The organism is Chryseolinea sp. H1M3-3 (assembly GCF_029360725.1).
In the GTDB taxonomy this organism is placed as follows: Bacteria; Bacteroidota; Bacteroidia; order Cytophagales; family Cyclobacteriaceae; genus Chryseolinea.
On sequence record NZ_JARKMY010000001.1, the window covers coordinates 1289545 to 1315189 of the forward strand.

Annotated in this window: 25 protein-coding genes; 13 read left to right on the forward strand and 12 right to left on the reverse strand. The window is 40.7% G+C overall.

The features are described from left to right. Positions 1-807, reverse strand: a complete 807-nt coding sequence (locus P2W71_RS05570; protein ID WP_276368124.1) for an SDR family oxidoreductase — start codon at positions 805-807, stop codon at positions 1-3. A 50-nt stretch (positions 808-857) separates the two neighbouring features. Between P2W71_RS05570 and P2W71_RS05575 the strand changes: the two genes are divergently transcribed. Then, entirely contained in the window at positions 858-1730 is an 873-nt protein-coding gene (locus P2W71_RS05575) for a lysophospholipid acyltransferase family protein (RefSeq protein WP_276368125.1), read from the forward strand. On the opposite strand, the gene P2W71_RS05580 is transcribed toward P2W71_RS05575, so the two are convergent. The 3 genes from P2W71_RS05580 to rbfA all read right to left on the reverse strand — a co-directional run bounded on the left by P2W71_RS05580 (position 1727) and on the right by rbfA (position 6373). Beyond that, positions 1727-4669, reverse strand: coding sequence for an SNF2-related protein (locus P2W71_RS05580; protein ID WP_276368126.1), 2943 nt, complete (start codon positions 4667-4669; stop codon positions 1727-1729). The genes P2W71_RS05575 and P2W71_RS05580 overlap by 4 nt on opposite strands. Positions 4670-4763: 94 nt before the next feature. Further along, positions 4764-5990 (reverse strand): FtsX-like permease family protein, encoded by a 1227-nt coding sequence (locus P2W71_RS05585; protein WP_276368127.1) that lies wholly within the window; start codon positions 5988-5990, stop codon positions 4764-4766. An 11-nt stretch (positions 5991-6001) separates the two neighbouring features. After that, positions 6002-6373 (reverse strand): 30S ribosome-binding factor RbfA, encoded by a 372-nt coding sequence (gene rbfA, locus P2W71_RS05590; protein WP_276368128.1) that lies wholly within the window; start codon positions 6371-6373, stop codon positions 6002-6004. A gap of 92 nt (positions 6374-6465) precedes the next feature. Between rbfA and P2W71_RS05595 the strand changes: the two genes are divergently transcribed. Beyond that, positions 6466-7863: a DUF6427 family protein gene (locus P2W71_RS05595; protein WP_276368130.1), complete on the forward strand. Its 1398-nt coding sequence runs from the start codon at positions 6466-6468 to the stop codon at positions 7861-7863. Here the strand turns inward: P2W71_RS05595 and rpiB are convergent. The 8 genes from rpiB to P2W71_RS05635 all read right to left on the reverse strand — a co-directional run bounded on the left by rpiB (position 7853) and on the right by P2W71_RS05635 (position 15667). Then, entirely contained in the window at positions 7853-8278 is a 426-nt protein-coding gene (gene rpiB, locus P2W71_RS05600) for a ribose 5-phosphate isomerase B (protein ID WP_276368132.1), read from the reverse strand. The genes P2W71_RS05595 and rpiB overlap by 11 nt on opposite strands. A 59-nt stretch (positions 8279-8337) precedes the next feature. Then, positions 8338-9198, reverse strand: coding sequence for a twin-arginine translocase subunit TatC (gene tatC / locus P2W71_RS05605; protein WP_276368135.1), 861 nt, complete (start codon positions 9196-9198; stop codon positions 8338-8340). A gap of 52 nt (positions 9199-9250) precedes the next feature. Further along, positions 9251-10519, reverse strand: a complete 1269-nt coding sequence (glyA, locus tag P2W71_RS05610; protein ID WP_276368137.1) for a serine hydroxymethyltransferase — start codon at positions 10517-10519, stop codon at positions 9251-9253. A 129-nt stretch (positions 10520-10648) separates the two neighbouring features. Further along, entirely contained in the window at positions 10649-12346 is a 1698-nt protein-coding gene (locus P2W71_RS05615) for a DUF885 domain-containing protein (RefSeq protein ID WP_276368139.1), read from the reverse strand. A 99-nt stretch (positions 12347-12445) separates the two neighbouring features. Further along, the gene (locus P2W71_RS05620) at positions 12446-13420 is read right to left on the reverse strand and encodes a TPM domain-containing protein (RefSeq protein ID WP_276368142.1); all 975 of its coding nucleotides are present in this window, start codon (positions 13418-13420) and stop codon (positions 12446-12448) included. 14 nt (positions 13421-13434) lie between these two features. After that, positions 13435-14178, reverse strand: coding sequence for a TPM domain-containing protein (locus P2W71_RS05625; protein ID WP_276368144.1), 744 nt, complete (start codon positions 14176-14178; stop codon positions 13435-13437). Positions 14179-14229: 51 nt separating this feature from the next. Beyond that, the gene (locus P2W71_RS05630; protein ID WP_276368147.1) at positions 14230-14889 is read right to left on the reverse strand and encodes a TPM domain-containing protein; all 660 of its coding nucleotides are present in this window, start codon (positions 14887-14889) and stop codon (positions 14230-14232) included. Positions 14890-14932: 43 nt separating this feature from the next. Next, positions 14933-15667, reverse strand: coding sequence for a pyridoxine 5'-phosphate synthase (locus P2W71_RS05635; protein WP_276368149.1), 735 nt, complete (start codon positions 15665-15667; stop codon positions 14933-14935). A gap of 83 nt (positions 15668-15750) precedes the next feature. Between P2W71_RS05635 and P2W71_RS05640 the strand changes: the two genes are divergently transcribed. The 11 genes from P2W71_RS05640 to P2W71_RS05690 all read left to right on the forward strand — a co-directional run bounded on the left by P2W71_RS05640 (position 15751) and on the right by P2W71_RS05690 (position 25613). Further along, a complete protein-coding gene (locus tag P2W71_RS05640) occupies positions 15751-16203 on the forward strand; it encodes a GatB/YqeY domain-containing protein (protein WP_276368152.1) in 453 nt (150 codons plus the stop codon). After that, positions 16200-16697 carry a CvpA family protein gene (locus P2W71_RS05645; protein WP_276368154.1) on the forward strand — a complete coding sequence of 166 codons (498 nt, stop codon included), beginning with the start codon at positions 16200-16202 and terminating at the stop codon, positions 16695-16697. Before P2W71_RS05640 ends, P2W71_RS05645 begins: the two co-directional genes overlap by 4 nt. Positions 16698-16770: 73 nt before the next feature. Continuing rightward, positions 16771-17538 carry an alpha/beta hydrolase gene (locus P2W71_RS05650; protein ID WP_276368157.1) on the forward strand — a complete coding sequence of 256 codons (768 nt, stop codon included), beginning with the start codon at positions 16771-16773 and terminating at the stop codon, positions 17536-17538. Positions 17539-17551: 13 nt separating this feature from the next. Next, the gene (locus tag P2W71_RS05655) at positions 17552-18217 is read left to right on the forward strand and encodes a CBS domain-containing protein (RefSeq protein WP_276368160.1); all 666 of its coding nucleotides are present in this window, start codon (positions 17552-17554) and stop codon (positions 18215-18217) included. Between the two features lie 83 nt (positions 18218-18300). Further along, complete coding sequence (locus P2W71_RS05660; protein WP_276368163.1) at positions 18301-19173, forward strand: NAD kinase; 873 nt, start codon at positions 18301-18303, stop codon at positions 19171-19173. A gap of 83 nt (positions 19174-19256) precedes the next feature. Beyond that, positions 19257-20321 (forward strand): DUF6089 family protein, encoded by a 1065-nt coding sequence (locus P2W71_RS05665; protein WP_276368165.1) that lies wholly within the window; start codon positions 19257-19259, stop codon positions 20319-20321. Further along, entirely contained in the window at positions 20321-21007 is a 687-nt protein-coding gene (locus P2W71_RS05670; RefSeq protein WP_276368168.1) for a DUF6089 family protein, read from the forward strand. Before P2W71_RS05665 ends, P2W71_RS05670 begins: the two co-directional genes overlap by 1 nt. 69 nt (positions 21008-21076) lie before the next feature. Continuing rightward, a complete protein-coding gene (locus P2W71_RS05675) occupies positions 21077-21829 on the forward strand; it encodes an isoprenyl transferase (protein ID WP_276368173.1) in 753 nt (250 codons plus the stop codon). Continuing rightward, positions 21829-24507: a POTRA domain-containing protein gene (locus tag P2W71_RS05680; protein WP_276368174.1), complete on the forward strand. Its 2679-nt coding sequence runs from the start codon at positions 21829-21831 to the stop codon at positions 24505-24507. Before P2W71_RS05675 ends, P2W71_RS05680 begins: the two co-directional genes overlap by 1 nt. 1 nt (position 24508) lies before the next feature. Beyond that, positions 24509-25045 carry an OmpH family outer membrane protein gene (locus tag P2W71_RS05685; protein ID WP_276368176.1) on the forward strand — a complete coding sequence of 179 codons (537 nt, stop codon included), beginning with the start codon at positions 24509-24511 and terminating at the stop codon, positions 25043-25045. Positions 25046-25061: 16 nt separating this feature from the next. Further along, positions 25062-25613 (forward strand): OmpH family outer membrane protein, encoded by a 552-nt coding sequence (locus P2W71_RS05690; RefSeq protein ID WP_276368179.1) that lies wholly within the window; start codon positions 25062-25064, stop codon positions 25611-25613. Positions 25614-25645 lie beyond the last annotated feature (32 nt).

Here is a 25645-nt window from a genome sequence, read left to right on the forward strand (position 1 = left end):
TTAGGAGATTGGTGCATTAGCTTCCCTAGCCATTACGTTGTATACCAACCTGTCCGCCAAACCTGGCAGCCACTTATTAAGGAATACAGCAAATTTTCCCTGTGTAGTTAGAATAATGGAACGCCTTCGGTTTACAGTAGCCTTATAGATGTGACGCGCGCAAACTTCTGCAGACATCATTTCTTCCTCTTTTCTCGGGGATTCCCCTTGCATTGTACCGTCTTTTGTAAGAGACCGTTTTCGAATATTCGATGCGGTGAATCCGGGGCATGCCGTCAATACATGAACATCACGTTTTAGGTATTCGGTACGGAGCACTTCTAAAAATCCATTTAGGGCAAACTTGGATGCAGAATAGCCGGCTCGGCCAGGCAAACCGCGATATCCAGCAATAGAAGAAATTCCAATGACGGAGCCTTTGTTCTTGATGATCTCTGGTAAGCAATACTTTGTCGCATAGAGTGCCCCAAAGAAATTTATGTCCATAACTTTTTTTATCACACTAAGATCCACCTCCTCAAACAACGCCCGCATCGAAATTCCTGCATTGTTAATAAGTATATCGATGGTACCAAATTTCTTAATTGCCTCTTCAGCCATCAGTCGATTGTCATGTTCATCACTCACATCGGCAACAAAACCTGCCGCGGTAATACCCTTTGTTTTCAACTCCTCAACCGTGGACTGTAGTTGTTCTTTATTGCGTCCTGTGATTAAGATTTTCGATCCATGAGAACCAAATTCTTTTGCCAGCGCTTTGCCAATGCCTGACGATCCACCTGTTATGATCACAACTTTATCTCTCATACGCTAAAAGTAATTATACTTGTTTAACTTGCTTGTTGAAGGTTAAATAAATGTTTGCATTAAAACTTTTGTCAAGGCTGCCTTTTGCTGTGCTCTATGTAATTTCCGATTTCCTGTTTTTTGTTAGTTATCGCCTCGTCAAATACCGCCGAAAATTAGTTTGGAAAAATTTAAAAAATTCATTCCCTAATAAAAGCGACTCTGAATTAAGGAAAATTGAAAAAATTTTCTATAAAAATCTTTGTGATTATGGTGTGGAAACGATAAAGCTCCTTACGATATCAAAAGAAGAACTGGGTAGAAGGGTAAAGTTTGTAAATCCTGAACTCTCGATAAAGTATCTTAGTCGCGGTCAATCCCTTTTGAATTTAGCTTCACATCAATTCAATTGGGAATGGTTGCTCGTCGCCGGATCCTTTGTCCTTCCCGGTCAAATGGATTTCGTCTACCAGCCGGTGAACAACAAGTTCTTTGACGAATTCACACGGATATGCCGAACCAGGTTTGGTGCCCATGGGATCAAAAGAGATTCCGTAGCTAGAGAAATAATTAGAAGGAAAAATATTGTAAGAAATATTGCCATTGTCGGCGATCAATATCCCGGGTGGGGACATGATAAGCGATATGCTGCAACGTTTCTTCACCAGCCAACGGTCTTTTTCAGTGGCCCCAATCAACTCGCCCAGTTAACACAATATCCGGTACTTTATTATGCTATGCGTAAGGTGAAAAGAGGTTATTACGAGACAAAAATTGTTGAACTTTCATTACCTCCCTATGAAAAGGAAAATGCGGATGTATTAAAAAATTACATCCGGGAAGTTGAGCGGGTTATTCACAACGATCCGGCTGGATGGCTTTGGTCTCATAACCGATGGAAAACCAGACACCTTAAAGAAAACCAACTGGCCGCTCAACCCTAAAGAAGAATTTGGCTAATATCATCGCGGGTAAGTTGCTTCATGAAACTTTCTTCGGTTGTAATTAACTCCGTTGTAAGTTTGAGCTTTCGCTGCTGAAGCGTAAGTATTTTTTCTTCGACTGAATTCCGTGTGATAAATTTATAAGTAAACACTTTTCTTTTTTGACCGATTCGGTGGGCGCGATCTACCGCTTGCGCCTCTACAGCCGGGTTCCACCATGGATCTAAAATAAAAACATAATCAGCCTCGGTAAGGTTTAATCCCAATCCGCCAGCCTTAATAGAAATGAGGAATACCTTTAAGTTTGCGTCTTTGTTAAATCGATCAACTTGTTCTTTCCTATCGGTACTTGCACCGTCCAGGTAAGCAAAATCAATCTTGTGATTTTTTAAATATTGACGAACCAACTCCAGGTGTTTTACAAATTGACTGAATATTAAAACTTTATGTCCTTCTGCTATGGCATTCTCTAACATACAAGTAATGTCTTCCAGTTTTCCAGAATCGCCGGCGTAACCTTGTTCCACCATCTTTGGATGATTCGCCAACTGACGAAGTTTTGTAAGGCCTTCCAGGATCATAAACCTGCTGTTGCCCAAACCTTCCTGGTCAATCAACTTAAAAATCTTTTCTCGGTAGTGCGCTTTAACTTCTTCGTAACGTTTTTCTTGTTCCGTGGTCATGGAACAATATTGAATGTTCTCTACTTTCTCCGGAAGCTCTGTTGCAACTTGTGATTTGTGTCGCCTTAGTATAAAAGGTTTAATTACGGCATGTAATTTCCTGGAACGTGATTCATCATTCTTTTTCTCGATCGGATATTGAAATTCGTTTCTAAAATAGGTTTGGGTTCCTAAAATACCTGGATTAATAAATGACATCTGAGACCATAAGTCCATCGTCGTGTTTTCAATTGGTGTTCCCGTCAGCACAAGCTTGTGCCTGGATTTCAATTCACGTACGGCTTTGGCAATATTCGACGTTGGATTTTTAATAACCTGCGATTCATCAAGAATGATATAGTTAAAATAAAATTGCTGAAGCAACTCTACGTCTAAGCGCGTAATGCCATAGGATGTGAGAACCAAGTCATAATTCTCAAATCGTTTTATATCTTTATTTCTAAGCGTTCCGGTATAATTTAAGATCCGTAACTCGGGTGTGAATTTATTTGCTTCCATTTCCCAGTTATAAATCAGGGAAGTTGGCATTATCAACAATGACGTACCTACGCCGGCATCTTTTTCAGCTTGCAGCATCGTCAGGGTTTGAACAGTTTTTCCAAGACCCATATCATCTGCGAGACACCCACCGAGTCGATATTCATTCAAAAATCTTAGCCAGTTATAACCAGCACGTTGATATGGACGTAATTCGCCTTTGAAACTTGGGGGTAATGGATAATTTTTAATTCCACTAAAAGAATTCAATGATCGCAGCTTTTCGCTGAGATGTACCTTTGCCAAGTTACCTTCCTCCAGTTCCTTCACCAAATTAAGGTGGTGTTTTCGCAGAACAGGTTTTTCATGTTCTCCATCGGTTTCGCTAAGCGCGAACAAGTCGGCGTATTTTGTAAGCCATGCTTCCGGTATAATGGCAATCTCTCCGTTGGGTAGTTTGAACTCCACCTTTTTTCGCATGATTAACTTACGAAGCTCTTTAAAAGGAATTTCAAATTCTCCAAACCGGATTTTGGCATGAATATCGAACCAATCGATGTTTTCTTTGACTTCAACTTCAATGACTGCTTTACCTACAAAGTATTTTTTGTCTCTGCTTTCAGGCTGGCTAACCTCGAAGCCAAAATTTAAAAGATTTACCCGATTTTCATTAAGCCAGGAAAAAGCCTCAGATTTAGGAATAGCAATGCGAAATCCTTTCATTGGTAAACCCAGCTTTTGTAGCGTGTGGAGAAAATTCTTCTCCTCCTCTATTCGGCGCGTGATACGATGAAAAACATAACCGTCTCCTTGCTTTTCGAGCGTAACACTTACGGGCCCGATATTGTCTCCGCGAAAGCGATGTTTGCCATACTTAAAGGAAAGATCAAATACAATTTTTCCTGCTTCATCACTGTGATCTTCACTAACAGGTTTATCATCAAAAAGTGAAATTGGAGAAGAACTTTGTGCTGTATGCAATTCCGAAAGTGTTAGAACGGGATGCGGATCGTATGTGCTTTTGTTGATCTCAAATCCTCGAGCGTCAACATCATCAAACGATGCAATTAAAGGAGCAACAAAACGGTTGTAGTACGTTTCCTCAACGTTCTTTGGAATAACGACATATTTCTTGGTAAAAAATGGAATCAGCTTTTTGCCGTCAACATGTTTCTCAAATCCGTAAAGCTTTCCGTTCAGTACCATCCACGCTGGATTTTTGCAAACGAGGTATGCAGAAGTGTTGGGTAAATCGATTTTCTTTCCTTGATAAAAAATGGTAGGGTAGTAGTTGGTATGTTCTGCCGTACGCATAAAATGAAATTGGATCGTTGCTCTCTTGTCCAATACTTCGATTTTACGCCACGTCGGTTCGCCATCGTTTCCCATCTCAAAAAGAATTTTGCCTTTAAGCTTATCAAGAACTTTAGCGCGACGCCTTTCCATGTAGTCTTCGATCTGCTCTTGAATTAATTCGTTACCCTTTGTTTTATCATAGGTCTTCGAAAAAAACTCTTCCGGCTTCATGAATTTTGCCGAAAACTTTTTGACAATAGATTCCTGGGCCATCGAATCCATGATTTCAATCAACTCGAAATCGCGGTCATCGAGACCTTTCGAGAATTCCCTGGCATTCTTTGGTGAAATATTTTGATGTTGATAGGTGAGTTTGCCCTTCTCATCTAAGTGGACAATGTAGGATTCAAACACGAATCCCAGGTATTCGTGTTGATACAGCGAATATATGATTTGAAACGGCTGTGACGCAGAGACTTTCATCTAAAAACAACGTTTTGATGATTCAGGAAACTTGAAAATTAGAGATAATCCATCAAAAATGGATGGTTTTCTTTGAATAATTGGTACACCAACCTTACAAATTTTGTACAGAGACAAATCGTGACGCTAATGTCGCTGGTCTGGAGGAGATTGCAATTGTCACGGCGCTCATGGCAATGAACACATAAATAAAGTCGACAACTGCCAATTTAACGGGATAACCATCGACTACAGACGAGTCCATTCCCATGGATATCAAACTAAAATGCTGCTGCAGTAGCACAATGCCAGCACCGAGCAATAAACCGAAACAGGTTCCAATTGCTGCTATAAGCAGCCCCTCCGTTACAAATACTCTCTTTAATAATGCGCTATCGGCGCCCATCGAGGCAAGAATGGTAATGTCTCTCTTTTTATCCAGTGCTAACATCATCAGGTTAAAATATATGTTAATTGAACCTATTACCAACAATAGCACCGCAGCGATTGAAGCAAATAACTTTTCCAGCTTTAATACCCGATAGACATCCTGATGTTGTTCTTCGGAATTAAGCACATTAAAGGCGTCGCCTAAAGCACTTTGTATTTGTTTTTCTACTGACATTATACTTGCCCCGGGAGCGATTTTAACCTCTAGCGAAGTGCGTTTGTCTCCATAATTCAAAAGATCTTTGGCGAATTCGAGCGGCACAATAACATAATTTTCATCAAAATTCTGGATGATGGCAAAAACTCCACCGGGCGAAATTCCTTTTTGCGTATACAATTTGGAAGGGTCAAGCACGCCACTTTTAACATTCTTTACATAGTAAAGTTGTAACATGTGAAAGTCTTCCTCCAGCGATATAGAAAGCGTATTTCGTACACCATACCCAATTAACGCCTTCGCTACTCCATTTTTTGTAAGCGCTAATTCGCCTTCTACAATACTCTCTTTTGGAATCCGTTTCTGATCTATGAAGTTATTGCTTACACCCTTTACGGTTACTACTTGATTTGCATTGTTGTACCTGGCATACGCATAATCTTCGATCACCTCAGTCACCACCCCCACACCCGGGATGCCTTCAATTTTTTTCAACAACGCGGGGCTTACTGGAAAAGATTTCCCTTTGACAGGCTCAATTTTAACCTCTGGATCAAAAGAATTATTTAATGAATGAATCAGGTCGCCAAGGCCGTTGAATATTGAAAGAACGATAATGATTGCAGCTGTAATGATGCTTACGGCAACAACAGATATAATCGAAATTACATTAATAAAATTCTTTTTCCGCTTGGATACCAGATACCGCTGAGCTATAAAGAGGGGGAGATTCAAGGCAGTTCTATTTATTCTCCTTTGGGAGCAGGTGGGATGTTTAAGTTCTTAATCAGTTCGTCTAAACGGCTTGCTGTCTCCTCCACTTCGTCTTTGATAAAAATCAGTTCGGGAATAATACGCACTTGTTTGCCAATCTTATTCCCAAGCGCTTTTCGTATTTCGCCTTTGCGCGAATTTATATTTTCAAGAACTCTTTCTTTATCCTTGACGAGCAACATACTTAAATACACCTTCGCCACACTGAGGTCCGGACTCATCCGGACATCTGCAATAGAGATAAACGCATTTTCCAATATTCCTCTTTTATCACGAAGGAATATATCACTCAGTTCCTTTTGAACCAGCTTAGAATATTTCTGCTGTCTTGTCGATTCTCCCATAGTCACAAATATCTTGCATCATTTAACAATTACCAATGAACCATTGGCAATTATAAAAACCTAGTCTAATTTGCGTTCAAAGCTATTTTTCTTTGTTACGATACTTTCGCATTAACGATCCATATCGGCTACTAGGTCTGCTGGTCATCCTTATTATTATCTATATACCATTTTTTATAGATATGCCTGAAATGACTGTATCTGAACTTAAAAGTCTAGTTATAGGTGAAAAAGTTCACGAAGGAAACGGATTGTACACAGAGCTGGTTGACTTCACAGGTCCGTTGGCAGCCTGGTTTAATGGGTTTTTTGATCTGGTTTTCGGGCAATCTATTTTTGCGAGGCGCATTTTTGCTTTTATCGTATTATTCTTTCAGGCTGGCTTCATTGGGATCATATTTGCCGATAAAAAGGCATTCTCAGAGAATACCTATATACCATCATTGTTATATGCCATCTTGTTTTTCTTTTCATTTGATACCTTATCGCTTACCCCAGAGCTTCTGGGCATGGGTTTTATCTTACTTGCCCTGAATAATCTTTTCAAAGAAATTGAATTCCGAGAACAGCGCAACGAGTCCATTTTTAATCTTGGTTTATACATCAGCATTGCTTCACTTTTTTCATTTTCACTCTTCATATATCTGCCAGGAGCGCTGTTGATTCTGATAATTTTTACCAGACATCCTGCCCGGAAATACTTTTTATTGATTTGTGGTTTTCTTATTCCCCATCTCTTATTGATGAGTATTTTTTATCTAGGGGATTCGTTCTGGACGATGTGGGACTACTATTACCTTCCTAATCTCAGCATGAAGGGCATGCGATACATATCCACAACGAGTTTATGGTGGTTAGGTGCTATACCACTTCTCTTTTTGTTCATATCCTTATTCATGCTTAACCGTGAAGCACGGTTAACAAAGTATCAGACGCAGTTGGTACAGAGCATGTTTTTCTGGATGATCTTCTCATTTTTGCATCTCTTTTTTGCAAAGGACATTCGTCCGCAAAGTTTCATAACATTGCTTCCGAGCTTAAGTTTCTTTTTAACACATTCTATCCTGGTGATTCATAAAAAGAAATTTGCTGAGATTGGAGTTTGGATTTTGCTTCTCACAACGGTGTGCATAAGCTATATGGCACGGTACAACGTATTGCCTGTAGATTACAGTAAGTTGATAGTAAGAGACGAAAAGCTAACGGTGCCAGCCAAGCGGATTTTAGTATTAGATGAGGGTGTTAACTTATATAAAAATTATCAGTCAGCGTCACCGTTTTTCAATTGGGAATTATCTGAACGAATTTTTTCAGCACCAGCTTATTATGAAAATGTCATCAAGGTGTATCAAGGTATCAAAAACGATCCTCCCGATGTAATACGCGATAGAGACGATAAATTAAAACCCTTTCTCGATCGTATTCCCGAACTCAAAAAACTGTACGCGAGACAAGGAATTTTCTACATAAAGAAAACCGCTAGCAACTGATCTTATTTACGCGGATGGAGTGACGGCCTCCTTCAAATTCAGTTTTAATAAATTTCTCGACGATTTTTTCAGCTAACGCAAAATCAATAAATCGAGCTGGTATACACAGTACGTTTGCATCGTTATGTTTTCGTGCAAGTAACGCCAGGTCTTCGTTCCAACAAATTGCCGCACGGATGCCTTGGTGCTTGTTTGCCGTAATCGCGACGCCATTGGCACTCCCGCAAACCAGAATTCCTAACTCGAATTCTTTGTTCTCTACCGCAGCAGAAACCGGGTGAGCAAAGTCAGGATAATCGGCAGATGCTTCGCTGTAGGTACCGAAATCCTTTATATCATATTCTTTTCCCAACAGCTTCTTTAATTTCTCCTTGTATTCAAATCCTGCATGGTCACTTCCAATTGCTAGTTTCATGGTGGTCAAAGTTCAGGTGGATGAAATATGAGTTGGAGTCTCTCCTGTAAAAGTAAATATCACGAAGGAGATATGTTTTGCTCCTTTAATAATTCCTCAGCTTCTTCGCGCGCCTTACGTTTTGCTACCGATGCTGAGATTATCACACTTATCTCAAAAAGCAGGTACAAAGGAATTGTAATCAACATTTGACTTAGCAAATCAGGTGGTGTTACAATTGCTGCTACAACCAAGATAATGACGAAGGAATGCTTCCTGTATTTCCGCAAAAACTCAGGTGTAACTATTCCTATTTTAGTTAAGAAATAAATGACTACAGGCAATTGAAAAAGTAAGCCTGAACCCAAGACCAGCATAACGACCGTTGAGACGTATGATGTAATGTCAAATTCGTTTACAATCATATCGCTGATGCTATAGTTTGCCAGAAAATAAATCATCCATGGGGCGATGATATAATAACCAAAAGCAACCCCAGAGAAAAACAAAAAAGAAATTGAACCAACGGCTCCCCTGGAGTATTTCCGCTCGTTCACTTGGAGGCCGGGTTTTATGAATCGCCAAAACTCCCAAACGACATACGGAAATGCGATGACCAAGCCGAGGATAAAGGATGACATAATATGCATGGTAAACTGACCTGTCATATTACGACTCTGAACTTTGAAGGGGATTTCCTGTACACATAGGGCGTCCGAACCAATAAGATTTCCGAGTTTACAAATCCATTTGAAGGTTGGGAAATCTACTCTAGCGGGCGCAAAAATTATGTTTTCAAAAACCCAGGGCGCCATTATAAAGGCGGCAATCGTAAATACAATTACGGCGACTAAAGCTCTGACAACATGCCACCGTAACTCCTCGAGGTGTTCGAGGAAACTCATCTCCTTTTCTCCGCTTTCTTCCTGATCTAATGGCATAATATAAGGTCGCTCTCCACTTGGCTGTGAGCGTTGTTACAATTGTTGAATTTTAATATAAGGGAAACTTCTGCATGAATCGATTAACCTTCTTCTTGACCGACTTCAGGTGTTTTACATCACTAGGTTTTTGTAATGCTTCGTCGATAAGATCAACAATTTTAAGAACATCTTTCTCTTTTAATCCTCGAGTGGTTATAGCTGGTGTTCCTATGCGCATGCCTGATGTGACCATAGGCGATTGTGTATCAAACGGAACCATATTCTTGTTAATGGTAATATCCGCCTGGATTAATCCTTCTTCAGCCTGTTTTCCTGTTAGATTCTTTGAACGAAGGTCAATTAGCATCAGGTGGTTATCGGTTCCGCCAGAAATGATTTTGTATCCTTTATCCAGGAAGGCGGTAGCCATTGCCTTTGCATTTTTAGAAACCTGCACGATGTACTCCATGTATTCATCAGAAAGCGCCTCATGAAAGGAAACTGCTTTGGCTGCAATCACGTGTTCGAGTGGTCCACCCTGTGTACCGGGAAATACGCCGGAGTCAAGGATCGAAGTAATCTTTCGAAGTTCACCTTTTGGAGTTTTCAAGCCCCAAGGATTATCAAAATTCTTCCCCACCATAATCATCCCTCCACGCGGTCCGCGCAGGGTTTTGTGTGTTGTCGTAGTTACGATATGGCAATACTCCATAGGATCGCTTAGCAGTCCACGCGCAATCAATCCTGCCGGGTGAGCGATGTCTGCCAGTAATAACGCACCAACGCTATCTGCAGCTTCTCTGAGTTTTTTATAATCCCAATCACGACTGTAAGCGGAAGCCCCACAAATAATCATCTTTGGTTTCTCACGTTCTGCAATTTTTATAACCTTATCGAAATCAATGGTTCCAGTTTCTTCTTCCACACCATAGAACGACGGCTGATAAAGTTTACCCGAAAAATTTACGGGCGAACCATGGGTTAAATGACCACCATGTGACAGATCAAACCCCAAAATTTTATCTCCCGGCTTCAAACATGCCAACATTACGGATGCGTTTGCCTGAGCTCCGGAATGAGGTTGAACATTTGCCCATTCTGCTCCAAAAAGTTCTTTTGCTCTATCGATTGCAAGTTGCTCCACCTCGTCAACGACCTCGCATCCTCCATAATATCGCTTCCCAGGCAGGCCTTCAGCATACTTATTAGTGAGTACCGAACCTTGGGCCTTCATTACTTGAAGGGACGTAAAGTTTTCGGAAGCAATTAGTTCAATTCCACCTTCCTGACGTTGTTTTTCTTTTTCGATGAGATCAAAAATGGCTTTATCGCGTTTCATTTTTTATGGATGAGGTTTAAAAAGAAGGGGCAAAAATAAGAGAGTGATATGAGATGGCATAATAACAGATTGAAAAAGAACAGCTATTCCAAAACATAAGCGATTTGTGAAATTTCGGTTCTTGGACAATTATGCTTGTTGTTTTTGAATCCATCGGTTTACAATGTTCTCCAAAACATCCAATGGAAGGCACCCATATTTCAACACTTCGTCATGAAAAAGCGCCAGGTTAAATTTATTTCCCAGGGCGCTTTCCGCCTTCTTCCTCAACTCCAGGATTTTCAGTTGACCAATTTTATAGGAAAGGGCCTGAGCAGGAATTGCCATGTACCGTTCGATTTCCGCAGTGGCATTCTGATCGTCAATGGCTTCATTATCTTTCATGTATTGAATAGCTTGTTCGCGGGTCCATCCTTTCGCATGAAGTCCCACATCAACCACCAATCGAATTGCCCTGTGTATTTCATCTCCCAAATTGCCAAAATATTGATATGGGTCGGTATACAATCCCAGTTCCTTACCAAGTGATTCTGTATAGAGCGCCCAGCCCTCGCCATATGCTCCGTACCACAAAAACCTTCTGAATTTCGGAAGCTCCTCATTTTCATATTGCAATGCAATCTGGTAGTGGTGGCCTGGTATTGCTTCGTGAAGAAATAACGTCTCCATTCCGGTATAATTAAATGTTGATGCATTTAAAATCGGAACATAAAAAATTCCTGGTCGTGAGCCATCAGGTGTTCCTGGATTATATTCTGCACTGCTGGATGCCGCACGAAAAGCTTCTGTTTGGCGAACTTCAAATCCGGTTTTGGGAACCATATTAAACAGTTTTTTTAATTGTGGTTCCATTTTTTTATGGATTGCATTGAATCCTGCAATTACATCTTCGGGCGTCTTGTAAGGCGTAAACTTTTTGCTGCTATTTACATGTTCGAAAAAAGCTTTTAGGTTGCCTTTAAAACCCACAGCCGTTTTTATTTTTTCCATTTCCTGACGGATACGTGTCACCTCGCTTTGACCAATTTGAAATATGTCATCTGCCGAAAGATTGGTGGTAGTCCAAAAATTTATGAGATGCTGATAGTGCTCATTCCCCTTAGGAATATCGGAGAATCCGGCCGTTGTTCTCGTCTTTGGTATATATTCATCTCGTAGAAAATCGTGCAGTTTTTCGTAGCTGGGAACGATCTTATTTTTAATGGCATCCGCGTATGCCTGTGTGATCCTGTCCTTTTCAGGTGAGGGAATAGCATCAGGCATATTTTTTATCGGTTCCCAGAAAATACTTTTTTTCACATCCTCCACCATCATGTCTTTGGCTTGCGGTAGGACACGTTCCATCAATACCTTCGGAAAAGTGTAGCCCATCGACAAGCCTTTCCTCATATTGACAATCGCCGTATCCACCCAGATCGCGAATCCATCTATACGAGCCAAAAAATTGTCATATTCTTTGACAGTCTTAAACGGTTGATAACTTTTACCACTTCCAATTTGCGGTATGGTAAGGGTCATTCCCCAAAATTGATGCACGGGCATGTAATGGTCGTTAAATTCCAGCGACCGCAAATTCACTTCCATTTCGCGCTTGAAAATATCATAACTCACCTGTTCTTGTTCCGAAAGGGAATCTCGATGATACGTGCTGAGCTCAGAATGAAATTTGGAATAGAAATTTTTGATATCAGTTCGGAAACCCTGGCTTATATCGTTCGGCAGTAAATGATTATAGCGGTTGTCACCAATTTGTGTTGCCTCTAATGGAAAGAACTTGAGTCGTTCTTCATAATATGTATCCAGCAAATCATTAAATGGTTTTTTCATTTCAGAGATTTTTTTATCCTCTTTTGGATTACACCCTGCCAATACAAGTACAAGAAACAGTAAGTAATAAAAGTTATACATATGATGTGAATGATTTAATTACCATGAACCACTACTGCCGCCGCCACCGAAACTTCCACCTCCGCCAGAAAATCCTCCTGATGATCTGCCCCCACCCGATGACCATCCGGAGCCTGACGACCACCCTCTGCCACCTTGCGATTTTGCGGTAGCCATCTTCTTCGCCATTTTTTTCCCCCAATCGCTTCGGTTCAGCATTAGTTTTAATATCGGAAATCCGATAACGTATGCTATCAAGACGGACACACCCGTAGCCGTTCCCAATACCACCATTGGGAAAGCTGCATAAAAAGGAATTAGAAAGGCGTATAAAAACCATCCACCACAACCCGGAATAAACAGACCGAGGAACGTAAATACACCAAGAATTCCAAATACAAAGACGCTGATAAGAATGCGTGCTGGCCAGCCTAATTCAGCTGCATCGTCATCGCCTGCCTGGTATTCTCCTCCAATAGCCCGGGTTATTCCTGTTATTGCCGCCAACACACCTTCGTCATATTTATTTTGCCGAAACTTCGGCGCTATTTCATTGCGAATGATCCTGCTGCTAAGTGCATCGGTTAATACTCCTTCCAACCCTTCTCCCACTTCGATGCGCATTTTATGATCGTCGATCGCAATGAGCAAAAGAACGCCGTTGTCTTTATTTTCGTCACCGAGTTTCCATTTCTCTGCTACACGGAGGGAGAATTCCTCGATAACTTCTCCTTCAAGCGAAGGAATAATGAGTATCGCTATTTGGTTTGTTGTTGAATCTTCATAAGCGATAAGTTGCTTTTCGAGTTTATCTACCGTTTGTTGAGAAAGAATATGCGCTTCATCATGCACGTGCAATCCCCAGAGTTCTGGAATTGCCCGTTGCGCTTGCACAGAAACGGTCGAAGAAATTGTCAACAGGACCAATAACGAATAGGCAAGCCGTTGTATATTGATTTCTGACATAACAAAAGAAAACATCCTGCTGATAAACGGATAAATTTTAAAATACATTTTACTTCATTAAGTTACCACGATCCGCTGGAGCCTCCTCCACCGAAACCGCCGCCACCTCCAAAACTTCCTCCAAAACCACCCCCTGATCCAGATCCCCAGGAACCACCACCCATTCCGCCTACCGGTCCAATCCATCCGCGGCCCGATGACCAATGACCACCTCCGCCTCCACCTCGTCGGCTTCGTGAGGTGATGATGATTATAATAATAATGATAATAATAGTTAGCCAGGGCGACTTTTTAGAGTTTCGTTTTTTTACAACTGGCTCTTCGTTTACATACTCACCTCTTATCGCCTGAATAATGGCCATTACACCTGCTTCAACCCCGCCCTCATAATCGCCATTTCGAAAGCGTGGTGCAATTTCATTTCGAATGATTCGGCTAGCGATCGCATCCGTCAGCGCACCTTCTAATCCATAACCTGTTTCAATCCTCATTTTGCGATCATTCACTGAAATTAAAAGCAAGACACCATTATCTTTATCGCTTTTGCCCAATTTCCACGCTTCAGCTACACGCAAAGAATACTCTTCCAGTGCATTGCCGTCCAACGAAGGGATAATAAGAATAGCAATTTGATTGGAAGTTGAATCACGTTCCGCCTGAAGTATTCTCTCAAGGCGGGAGGTGCGCTGTACAGATAAGATATCGGCCTCATCATGGACCCAATAACCTCCATGATCAGGTATGGCCGGCTGGCTATAAACTATCCTTGCAAAAAGAAGTATAAGCGATATAAGTGTAATTCTCATGCCATAAGCCCATTAGCAAGATCAGTATCAACTGCTGTGAGGCAAATATTTTTAAAACCGAAGATTGTCATGTAATTCATTGGTGTCGTCATCCGTTTTCTTAAATCCTTTTTCCAATAATAATTTTCCGCACTGTTGAATACCATCCTCCATCGCCTCGACTATCTTTCCACGTCGAATGTTGTTGATAATATCTTGAACTATTTGATCCCATTGTGCTTGCGCTACCACTTGGCTTATCCCCTTATCGGCCATGATAATAACTTCATGTTCAAAAAATGAAACGAAAATCATGATTCCTGTGCGCTGACGGGTATTAAAAACCTCTTCTTCCAAGAAAGCGTTCTCTGCGCTTTGGCGAGTGACCAGATCTTGATATTTTCTGGCGACTAAAAGCCGTTTAATTGAGTCTGAAAAATTAGGAATGACAGCTCCCAAGACTCCTCCCAGAATAACGACCAGGAAAATAAAAACCGGATCGTAAAAAAGAGTAGTGACGGCATCTTTAATGATATACCTGTCAAAAATAATCATGACAATAAATGCCAGCGAGCCACCAATGAGACTTCCCTTATAATTCGCGATTGTATAATTTCCGCTTCGTTCCACAATGACCGGCACAATTTCACCTGAAATTTTTTCTTCCGCGGATTTTACAGCCGCCTTGATTCGTTGTAGATCGGCATCACTCAGTTTCTCTTTAAAATTCATTAATTAGGAGGTTTGCATTCAAAGATAGGAACGTGCATTTAAATCAGGTGAAATATTGTGTTACTCTATTGAGTTCTCGTAAATAAAGTTGAATGGTGTTTTCTAACCCATAGTAAAGCGCGTCACAGATCAATGCATGACCGATAGAAACTTCATCCAAATGTTCAATATGCTGGGCAAAAAAATTCAAGTTTTCCAATGAAAGGTCATGGCCAGCATTAATACCTAACCCTGCCTGATGAGCGACCTTGGCACTTTCTATATAGGGTTTAATAGCGATGTCTCTGTTGAGCGAAAACTCGTGCGCATAAGGTTCGGTGTAAAGCTCAATACGATCTGCGCCGATTTCTTTCGCTGCCTCCACCATTTTTGGAATTGGATCGACAAAAATTGAAACTCTTACCCCGTTCGATCTTATTTTAAAAACAACCTCTTTCAGGAAGCTTCTATGCTTTATGGTATCCCACCCTGCATTGGATGTAATGGCTTGCGGGGGATCAGGAACTAGCGTTGCCTGCGCGGGCCTCACTTGTTCGATGATATGGAGATATCTTTCGTCAGGATATCCTTCGATATTAAATTCGGTTTTGACAACACTCTTCAGCGCCAGCACGTCACTATAACGAATGTGTCGCTCGTCTTGGCGAGGATGTACCGTGATTCCTTGTGCTCCGAATCGTTCACAGTCCTGTGCAGCCTTTATAACATCTGGATTATTTCCGCCCCGCGCATTTCGGAGTGTTGCAATTTTATTAATATTGACGCTTAGTCTTGTCATTGTGCGAAGGATTAAGAATGATACAAGTGTAGTAACTGACTCATTAAAATATTCGTTACGAAATTACATTAACAAAAATTACTATGACTCTTAAACAACAGATTGACAATGATATTAAAAAAGCCATGCTTGCAAAAAATAAAGAAGAACTTGAGGCATTGCGGGCGATAAAGTCATTGATACTCCTGGCCGAAACCGATAAGAGCTCTACCGGGGATATTTCAGCTGATGTAGAGAATAAACTACTGCAAAAAGCTGTTAAGCAAAGAAAAGAATCAGCCGATATTTTTCAGCAGCAAGGCCGTCAAGAACTTGCCGACAAGGAAAATTTTCAACTTGAAGTAATCAGCCGATATTTGCCTAAGCAGCTATCCGAAGAAGAAGTAATGACTGCCTTAAAAAATATCATCCAGCAGGTCGGCGCCAAAGGACCTCAAGATATGGGAAAAGTAATGGGCGCTGCTACCAAATCGCTATCTGGCCAAGCCGACGGCAAGCTTATTTCAGAACTCGTTAAAAAGCTTCTCGTACCTTGACGATTTCTGACATAGTTTTAGTTATACTGATTATACTGGGCGCTTATAGTGGCTATAGGGATGGTTTTATCGTCTCTTTGTTTTCTCTCGTTGCAATCGTACTTGGCATGCTCGGAGGATTCAAGCTTATGGGTAGCTTTATGATACTACTAAGCAATAAGTATAATATTGATGAAAAGGTACTGCCTTACCTGGCTTTTGGTTTGGTATTCATCATAATAGTAATCGCTGTCAACCTTCTGGGTAAGTTAATCAAAACCACGCTTGACAAGTCTATCTTAGGTTGGTTTGACAAAGGTGCCGGCGCACTTTTTGGAACGGTCAGAATGGCTTTCATGATTAGCATTCTCCTTTGGATTATCGATTCATTGAAAGTCCCGTTTCCAAAAGAATGGGTTGAAAATTCCTGGTTACACACAAACACAGCGAATTTTGCGCCGATGGTTACAAAATGGGTTGGTGGCTTTCTGCCTATTTTCAAAGATATATTCTAGTATCGCGTAAGCGCACAAATTTTTACGTTCTAATTATTTTCCTTTACTTATCCCTTTCTAATTTGTTTTGAGTATGGCCATTCCGGTGAAAGAAGAAAATGGATTTAGATTTGTTGACGAGGGTCAGGGGGAGGTTCTATTCTTGTTGCATGGATTATTTGGAGCCCTGAGCAATTGGGAAGGGGTAGTGAGCAGATTTTCAAGAAATTTCAGGGTCGTGATTCCGATGCTCCCTATTTATGAAATGCCCATTCGTGAAGCGGGGCTTGACGGGCTTCGCCAATTTGTGGAAGATTTTGTTTCCCAAAAAAAACTCGACAACATGATTATTATGGGTAATAGTCTAGGAGGGCACATTGCGCTTATGTACACATTGAAAAATGCGAGTAAAGTTAAAAAGCTCATCCTGACCGGCAGTTCCGGCCTTTTCGAAGACTCAATGGGTGGATCCTATCCTAAACGCGGAAATTATCAATACATTAAAGAGCGCGTTTCCTACACTTTTTATAATCCAGATGTAGCCACAAAAGAGCTCATCGATGAAGTATTTGAAATTACGAATAGTATCCCAAAATGCCTGAGAATCGTAGCAATTGCTAAATCGGCCCAGCGCAATAACATGGCTGAGGAAATTCCTAATATTAAAACGCCAACTTTATTAGTGTGGGGCTTAAATGACACCATTACTCCGCCCATGGTTGCGCATGAATTTAACCGACTTATTCCCAATTCTGAGCTTAAGTTTATTGATAAATGTTGTCATGCGCCGATGATGGAGCATCCTGAAGCCTTTAATGAAATTGTGGAGAATTTTTTGCTTAACAATACTTCAAGTAAATGAACGGACTCCTTCAATGATAGCAGAAGATTTAATTAATCACATGTTGCCACCTCTAAAGGGAACAGATGATGCGCATAAGGCAATCGTCTGGATGGAGGAATTTCGGTGTGCCTACATGCCCGTGGTGGAGGACGAAAAATTGCTGGGTTTCATCTCGGAAGAAATCATTCTAGAGACAAATGATATTGAAAAGCAGGTAAAAGACTTTGAACTTGTGGGACAAAACTGCTACGTTCATTTGGACACTCATTTTTATGATATTTTGAAAATCGCTGCTAACAATAAACTACAAATGGTGGCAGTGCTTAATCAAGACCAGAATTACTGCGGTGTAATTACTATTCAAGATACGCTCATTTCATTTGCGCAGACAGCTGCAGTCCAATTACCAGGAGGAATATTGGTATTATCAATGAATCATAATGATTACTCACTGGCGGAAATCAGCAGACTTATTGAGGAAAATCACGCTAAGATTTTAAGTAGTATTGTTAAAGAAGACCCACTGGATGCTGTTAAGTTAAGACTTACGCTTAAAATAAATCAGGTAGATCTTTCCCGCATTGTGGCAACGCTAGAGCGTTTTGGTTATAAGGTAATTGGACGCTATCATGAAACGAAACCTGAAGGAGACGATAAAGACCGTATAGACATGCTGCTTCGTTACCTGGATATCTAGATAAAATGGTTTCACTTCATTCTTAAAACCATCTGATAATTTATTATAGATTTGGAGGGCTTTCCCAATTCTATTACCCTGAAATGAAAATAGCAATCCATGGCAAAGAATTTAATCGAATAGCGGCTCCGCTCATTGCCAGGATTTTTGACATTCTTACAGAAAAGAGTGCTACGCTTTATGTTTCATCCAAGTTTGGGGAATACCTTAAGCCACCGCTTACCAAAGAAAAATTTAATGTATATCATCCTGGAGATTCTCTTGACGAAATAGAGCTTTTTATAAGCATTGGTGGAGACGGAACATTACTTGAATCTGTCACCCATATCGGGAAATTGGAAATTCCAATTCTTGGTATTAATACAGGTCGCCTCGGTTTCCTGGCTACTATTAGTAAGGAGGAAACAGAAACAGCTTTGCAAAAATTCTTCCAGGGAGCTTTTATACTGGACAAAAGGGCGCTGCTAAAGTTGGAAACAAACAAAGATATTTTTGGCGGGTTGAATTTCGCTTTAAATGACTTTACCGTGGTGAAAAAAGATTCTTCTGCCATGATCACCATTCACACCTATATCGATGGCGAATTTTTGAATTCCTATTGGGCTGATGGTATCATAGTTTCCACGCCAACAGGTTCAACAGGCTATTCATTGAGTTGTGGAGGCCCATTAATCTTCCCACGATCTGGTAATTTCGTTATTACCCCCGTTAGTCCTCACAACCTCACCGTGCGTCCAATTGTAGTTTCAGATGCTTCCGAAATAACATTTCGGGTTGAAGGAAGAAGCAAACGGTTTCTTGTCTCTCTTGATTCCCGCGTGGCTTCTGTTGACCCATCTGTTAAACTCAAAGTCTCAAAAGCAGATTTTAAAGTCAATTTGGTACAGCTTGAAGGGAATCATTATTTTAAAACCTTGCGTCAGAAGCTGAATTGGGGGTTAGATGTGCGTAACTAGCCGTTTGGTTACCATCGTATGGTATTTGCTAATAAAGAATAATTAAGTGGGAAACATTTTTTCAACTTTCATTCTTTACGCAAATGAGAAAATCTTTATACCTGATTGGCACAATCCTCTTAATTTTTTTAGCATCCGAATCGGCGTTAGCCCAGATGAATCGGAAAAATATTAAGAGAAATAATAAAAAAATTTCAAGCTATCGCGGTAAGAAGGAGTGGTTCAGCAAGGAAAAGCGGTACAATACGCTTGGCATTGGCTTAACTGCCTTAAATTACTACGGTGATTTGGCGCCTAAACCTACTCAGTTTAGTACTGATATTTCGTTTACCAGACCAGCCGTGAGTCTCAATTTTTCTCACCGATTCGGCCCGCGATATACCATCGCAGCAGCATTTATGTATGGAACTCTAAGGGGTGCCGATAGCGAGTCCGCTAATTCAGGGGACTTGAATAATGGGGTTTATCGTTACCAGCGCAACTTATCATTCCGCAATAGAATCAAAGAATTATCTGTAGTTGCTAGCCTTGATTTATTTTCCAACATGGCTACATATATAAGTAGAGTTAAATGGACGCCTTATGTTTTCATGGGCGTCGCCGGACTATTGCATAATCCGCAGGCCCTTGCGCCTGCCACAGACTTAAATGGTAATCCTTTGCCGGAAGCTGGTACTTGGGTAAATCTCCAGTCTCTCGGTACAGAAGGTCAGAAAGGAACTCTTTCGGAAGGTGACGTAAACAATGGAATTAAATCTTATAAAAAACTTCAAGTTGCCATACCATTTGGAATTGGTGCGCGTTTCAGATTGAATGAAGTGCTAGATTTGTCAGCTGAATTAGGTTTCAGGTATTTGTTTACTGACTACATTGATGATGTAAGTCAGAATTATGTCGATCTAGGTGTGTTTGGAGATAACGAGTTGGCGAAGGCCATGTCATACAGAACCAACGAAATTGTAGACCCGAATCTGTTAACCCCGACTCAGACCCGCGACGGCAAGACATATAATTTGTTGAGCGGATATGGTCAGGAATACATTGATAATAAACGAGGAAATAAAAATGATAAGGATACCTACATGGTAACCACAATAAAACTTACGTATATTTTGGGCAAAACTTTTCATAGGGCTAAATTCAGATAATGCATTGTGTAGTTAAAAAACCTCTCTTCGTTGCTTTATTCTTTTTAATCTCTTCAAGCGCAAGTGCCCAACGTTCTGAGATCGGCTTTGGACTTGGAACATTTAGCTACACCGGAGATCTTGTCCGGACCTACAACTTCAAATATTCCAAACCGGCAGCTACTGTCTTTTATCGCTCCAATCTAAGTAACGTAGTCAGTTTCCGTGCTGCAATAACCGGGGGGAAAATTGGTGCCAGTGAAAAGCCGATAGATCCTTTTGCTGTTAATCGTAATGCTTCCTTTGACTTGTTTTTGCTAGAGGCCTCGACTGTCATGGAGTATCACTTTCTGAATTGGAGAGATACAAAAAGGTTTGTACGGTTTACCCCTTATATATTTGCAGGGCTAGGATTATTTGGACTATCGGGCAATGTGGAAAAAACTGATGAGTATAGTAATGTACAAGCATCTGTTCCGTTTGGCGCTGGCGTAAAGTATGTATACAATCCCAAGTGGTACATTTCACTAGAATTTGGCATCAGAAAAACATTCTTCGACTATCTCGATAATATATCAGCAGGTGATCCAAGGGATAAAAACTATCAGTATGGAAATCCGAACGACAACGACAATTATTATTTCCTGGGTATCACATTGACCAGGACCTTCTATAGCATTCCCTGCCCCACAAATCCCTACAAGTAATCCATTCTTTATTCCTTTCGAGCTCGCCTATCCGCGAATACCGATATCTTTTACTAATTTTGAAACCCTGTGAAGTCTTATAAGGAAAATATCGACTTTAATAATTTGCCTCGACACATCGCCGTTATCATGGACGGCAATGGAAGATGGGCCAAGAAAAAAGGAGCTATGCGCATTTTTGGTCATAAAAATGCAATTCAAGCTGTGAAGGATGTAACGGAAGGCTGTGGGGAGCTAGGAATTAAGTATTTAACACTTTATGCCTTTTCAACAGAAAACTGGAGCAGACCTAAAGCCGAGATTGACGGGTTAATGGAATTATTGGTTAGCACATTGAAGCAGGAAATAAAAACCTTAATGGATAATCAGGTGAAACTGAAGACCATCGGTGACACGTCTAACCTGCCTATCGATTGCCAAAAAAATTTAGCATGGGCCATTGATCAAACTAAAAATAATAGCGGGCTAACTTTGGTTCTGGCCCTAAGTTATAGCGGCCGCTGGGAAATAATTAAGGCCACAAAAGCCATCGCTGCAGAAATTGAGCAAGGTAAAATTAAAGCTAGTGATATAAATGAGTCGCTTTTCGAAAACTATTTGCAGACTTCCGGCATCCCAGATCCTGAGCTACTGATTCGTACGAGCGGCGAGTTACGGGTGAGCAATTTTTTATTATGGCAAATAGCGTATTCTGAACTGTACATCACACCCACCCTATGGCCAGATTTTAGAAAAGAACATTTATATGAAGCGATCTGGTCTTATCAGCAACGCGAACGAAGATTTGGAAAAACAAGCGAACAATTGAATCCTGTAAGTTGATGAAGAGAGTTTTATTCCTAGCTATTATTTTGAGTATCACAGTTGATAGTTGGGCTCAATTTAGACGAAATCGTACGGAGCGCTCAACCACTCCTTCAGAGAACAATTTGAGTTATACGAATCCTGCCGAATATACTATTGGCGGTATTGAGGTTACTGGACTGAGTGTGTTGGATAAAAATGCGATGGTATCTCTGACCGGTTTAAAGGTGGGCGATAAAATAAAGATTCCCGGCGATGGCATTTCCAATGCCATCAGAAGCTTATGGAAGCATGGTTTGGTGGGCGATGTCACCATTAAGGTGGATAGAATCGAAGGACAAAATGTATTTCTTAATATTACACTTGCCGAACGTCCTCGGTTAACCGGCTTTTACTTCAATGGAATCTCAAATGCACAAGAAACCGGGTTGAAGGAAGATCTCAATCTTATCCGTGGCAAAATTGTAACAGATGCTATGGTTCGCAATACCGAAACCGGTGTAAAAAAATATTTTATCAAAAAAGGATTCCTTAATGCTGAGGTAAAGATTGTACAGGAAAAAGACACCCTTAATAAGGATGGAATTCGATTAAGAATAAATGTAAATCCAAAATCTAAAGTAAAAATCAATCAAATATCGTTCGTTGGCAATAACACGATTTCAGATGCCAAGCTGAGGAAGAAAATGAAGAAGACTCACGAGCGTCCAAGGTTTTCCATTCACCGGGCAATCCTTAGCGAGATCCTCCACCTTAATCCAAAAGAGTTTATAGACTCCAGCTACACCGTTGGTTCGAATGAGTTAAAAGAGTTTTTAAACGATAATGTTAAGCTCAATTTATTTAGCGGTTCCAAATTTATTAAAACTGATTATGAAGATGATAAGAAGAAAGTGATTGAATTTTATAATGCGAAAGGATATCGCGATGCTGAACTTGTTGTTGATACGGTATATGCAAATGATGAACGCACTATAAACATTGATTTCGAAGTTTCTGAGGGACCAAAATATTATTTCCGAAATATTATCTGGACTGGAAATTACATTTATACAGATAAACAATTAAGCGCAGTACTGGCCATCAACAAAGGAGATGTCTATAACAATGAACTCCTACAAAAAAAGATTCAGTTCAACCCAAAAGGATTAGACATTAGCGGCTTATATATGGATGATGGCTATTTGTTTTTCCGTTGTGTTCCAGTAGAAGTTGCCGTTGAAGGTGATTCCATCGATGTGGAAATGCGAATTTTTGAAGGCGAACAAGCAACTATCAATGAAGTAACCATAACCGGTAATGATAGAACAAGCGATCATGTTATTCGACGGGAGTTAAGCACAATACCTGGGCAAAAATTCAGACGCTCTGATATTATCCGGACACAGCAACGACTTGGGCAATTGGGACATTTCGCTCCTGATAAGATTAACCAAAATTTAGTTCCAAACCCTGCTAAAGGTACAGTAGACATAGAGTGGCAGGTAGAAGAACAATCGAACGACCAGGTTGAGTTATCGGGTGGCTGGGGTGGCTATTATGGATTTGTTGGAACCCTCGGATTGACCTTCAACAACTTCTCTTTGCGTAACGTGCCTAACTTAAAGGAGTGGAACCCGCTTCCGAGAGGCGATGGTCAACGTCTATCCCTCCGACTACAGGCGAATGGAAGATCCTTTCAAAGTTACAGCTTCTCATTTTCAGAGCCTTGGTTAGGTGGCAGAAAGCCGCATTCACTCAGTATAAGTTATGTTCACTCACAATCACGTTATGCTGGACGTGGGGCCAGCAGTTATAATGACTTAAATTCAAAACTTAAGGCCGACAACATATCCGTAGGCTTAGGCCGGGCGTTAGAATGGCCTGATAACTACTTTACTCTAACGAACTCTTTAGGATATGCCGTTTATACGCTGCAGAATATTGATTATGGCTTGGGATGCGATAATTGCTCTTCTTATGCGGTAACCCTGAACACCACGCTGTCACGAAATAGCGTTGACAACCAGATGTATCCTTCTCAGGGCTCAAGCCTTTCTTTGAGCGTTACCCTGACCCCACCATATTCGTCATTCAATAATATTGATTATACAACAGCAAGTGCAGAAACTAAAAATAAACTGCAGGAATATCACAAGTGGATGTTTGACGTTCATCAATATTTGCCTTTGGACAACAAGAAAAAATTAGTGCTCGAAGCCAAGGCACACTTCGGTTTCATCGGCGCTTATAATAAAGGTAAAACAGGAATCGGGCCGTTCGAACGTTTTGTTTTAGGCGGCAGTGGTTTAGCCGGTGGATTTAATTCCTTTGTACTAGGAAAGGAAGTTATTGGTCTGCGAGGCTATCAGGATAATCAGATTACACCTCCGTCCTATACTGTTGGAAACAGTACCTCACAGGAGGGTGGGATAGTATATGAAAAACTTGGGTTAGAGTTACGATATCCGGTCACGACCGGCAATGCTGCCACCATCTATGGTTTTATCTTTACTGAAGCTGGAAACAATTGGGGCAATTATGAAGATTACAATCCGTTTAAGTTATATAAATCCGCCGGAATTGGTGCGAGAATTTTTATGCCTGCGTTCGGGTTAATTGGATTAAATTGGGCGTATGGATTTGACAGGGTCCCCGGGACATCAGATGTGAGCGGATCGCAGTTCCATTTCACTATTGGTAATCAACTCAGATAGTATGAGGATATATTTAATTACAATATTTTTTCTCATTTTCGGCCTGAATTTTGTCAATGCTCAGAGGTTCGGCTACATTGATACTGATTTTATCCTGAACAAAATGCCCGAATACAAAAAGGCTCAGGATGAAATCAATCAACTTTCGCAGGCCTGGGAAAAGGAAGTCCAGGAAATGTCGAAGAAAATCGAAGGAATGTATAGTGCACTTCAAGCTGAGCAGGTACTTCTTACAGAGGAGATGAAGAAGGAACGTTCTGATGCAATTCAAAAAAAGGAAGCTGAATTGAAAGAGTATCAGAAGAAGGTTTTTGGGTTTGGGGGCTTATTTTTCTTGAAAAAACAGGAGTTGATAAAGCCTATTCAAGACAAAGTATGGGATGCAGTTGATAAGGTTTGCAAAGAAAATAGTTTGGCAATCATGTTTGATAAAGCGGGGGAATTAGTAATGATTTATACAGATCCGCGATACGATTATACTGACTTTGTGTTAGACCAATTGGGTTTAGGAGACCCAAATGATAAGATTAAAAACTAAATTTGAAATTACGAGAATGAGAAAACTTGTTTTACTTGCGGTGTTAGGAGTGACAACTTTCATGTCCTATGCACAAACTGCCACCACAAAAGTAGGCTATGCCGATGTGGATTATATTTTTACCCAAATGCCCGAGTCTAAACAAATTGATTCGGAGCTTAAATCCCTCCAAACGCAGCTAAAGAATCAAATCGATACAAAATATCAGGATTTCCAAAAAAAGCTTGCAGACTACCAAGCCAATTTAAATACGATGATTGATGCAGTCCGCTCAAATACCGAACGTGAGCTTCAACAAATGCAACAAAACATAGAAAAGCTACAGCAGGATGCCCAAACCACCGTTCAAACCAAACAAACACAATTGATGGAACCAGTCTTTAAAAAGGTGGGTAAGGCTATTGAGGAGGTTGCCAAAGAGAATGGATACACTTTTATTCTGAGTCAACAGATCGGTGGCCTGGATGTAATTCTTTACGGTGATGAAAAAATGGATGTGTCAGACTTGGTCTTGAAAAAACTGGGTGTTACACCAAAGCCCGCTGCGCCAGCGCCCGCCCCAAAGTAAACTTTGATTATAATATTGAAAGCCTTCTGTAC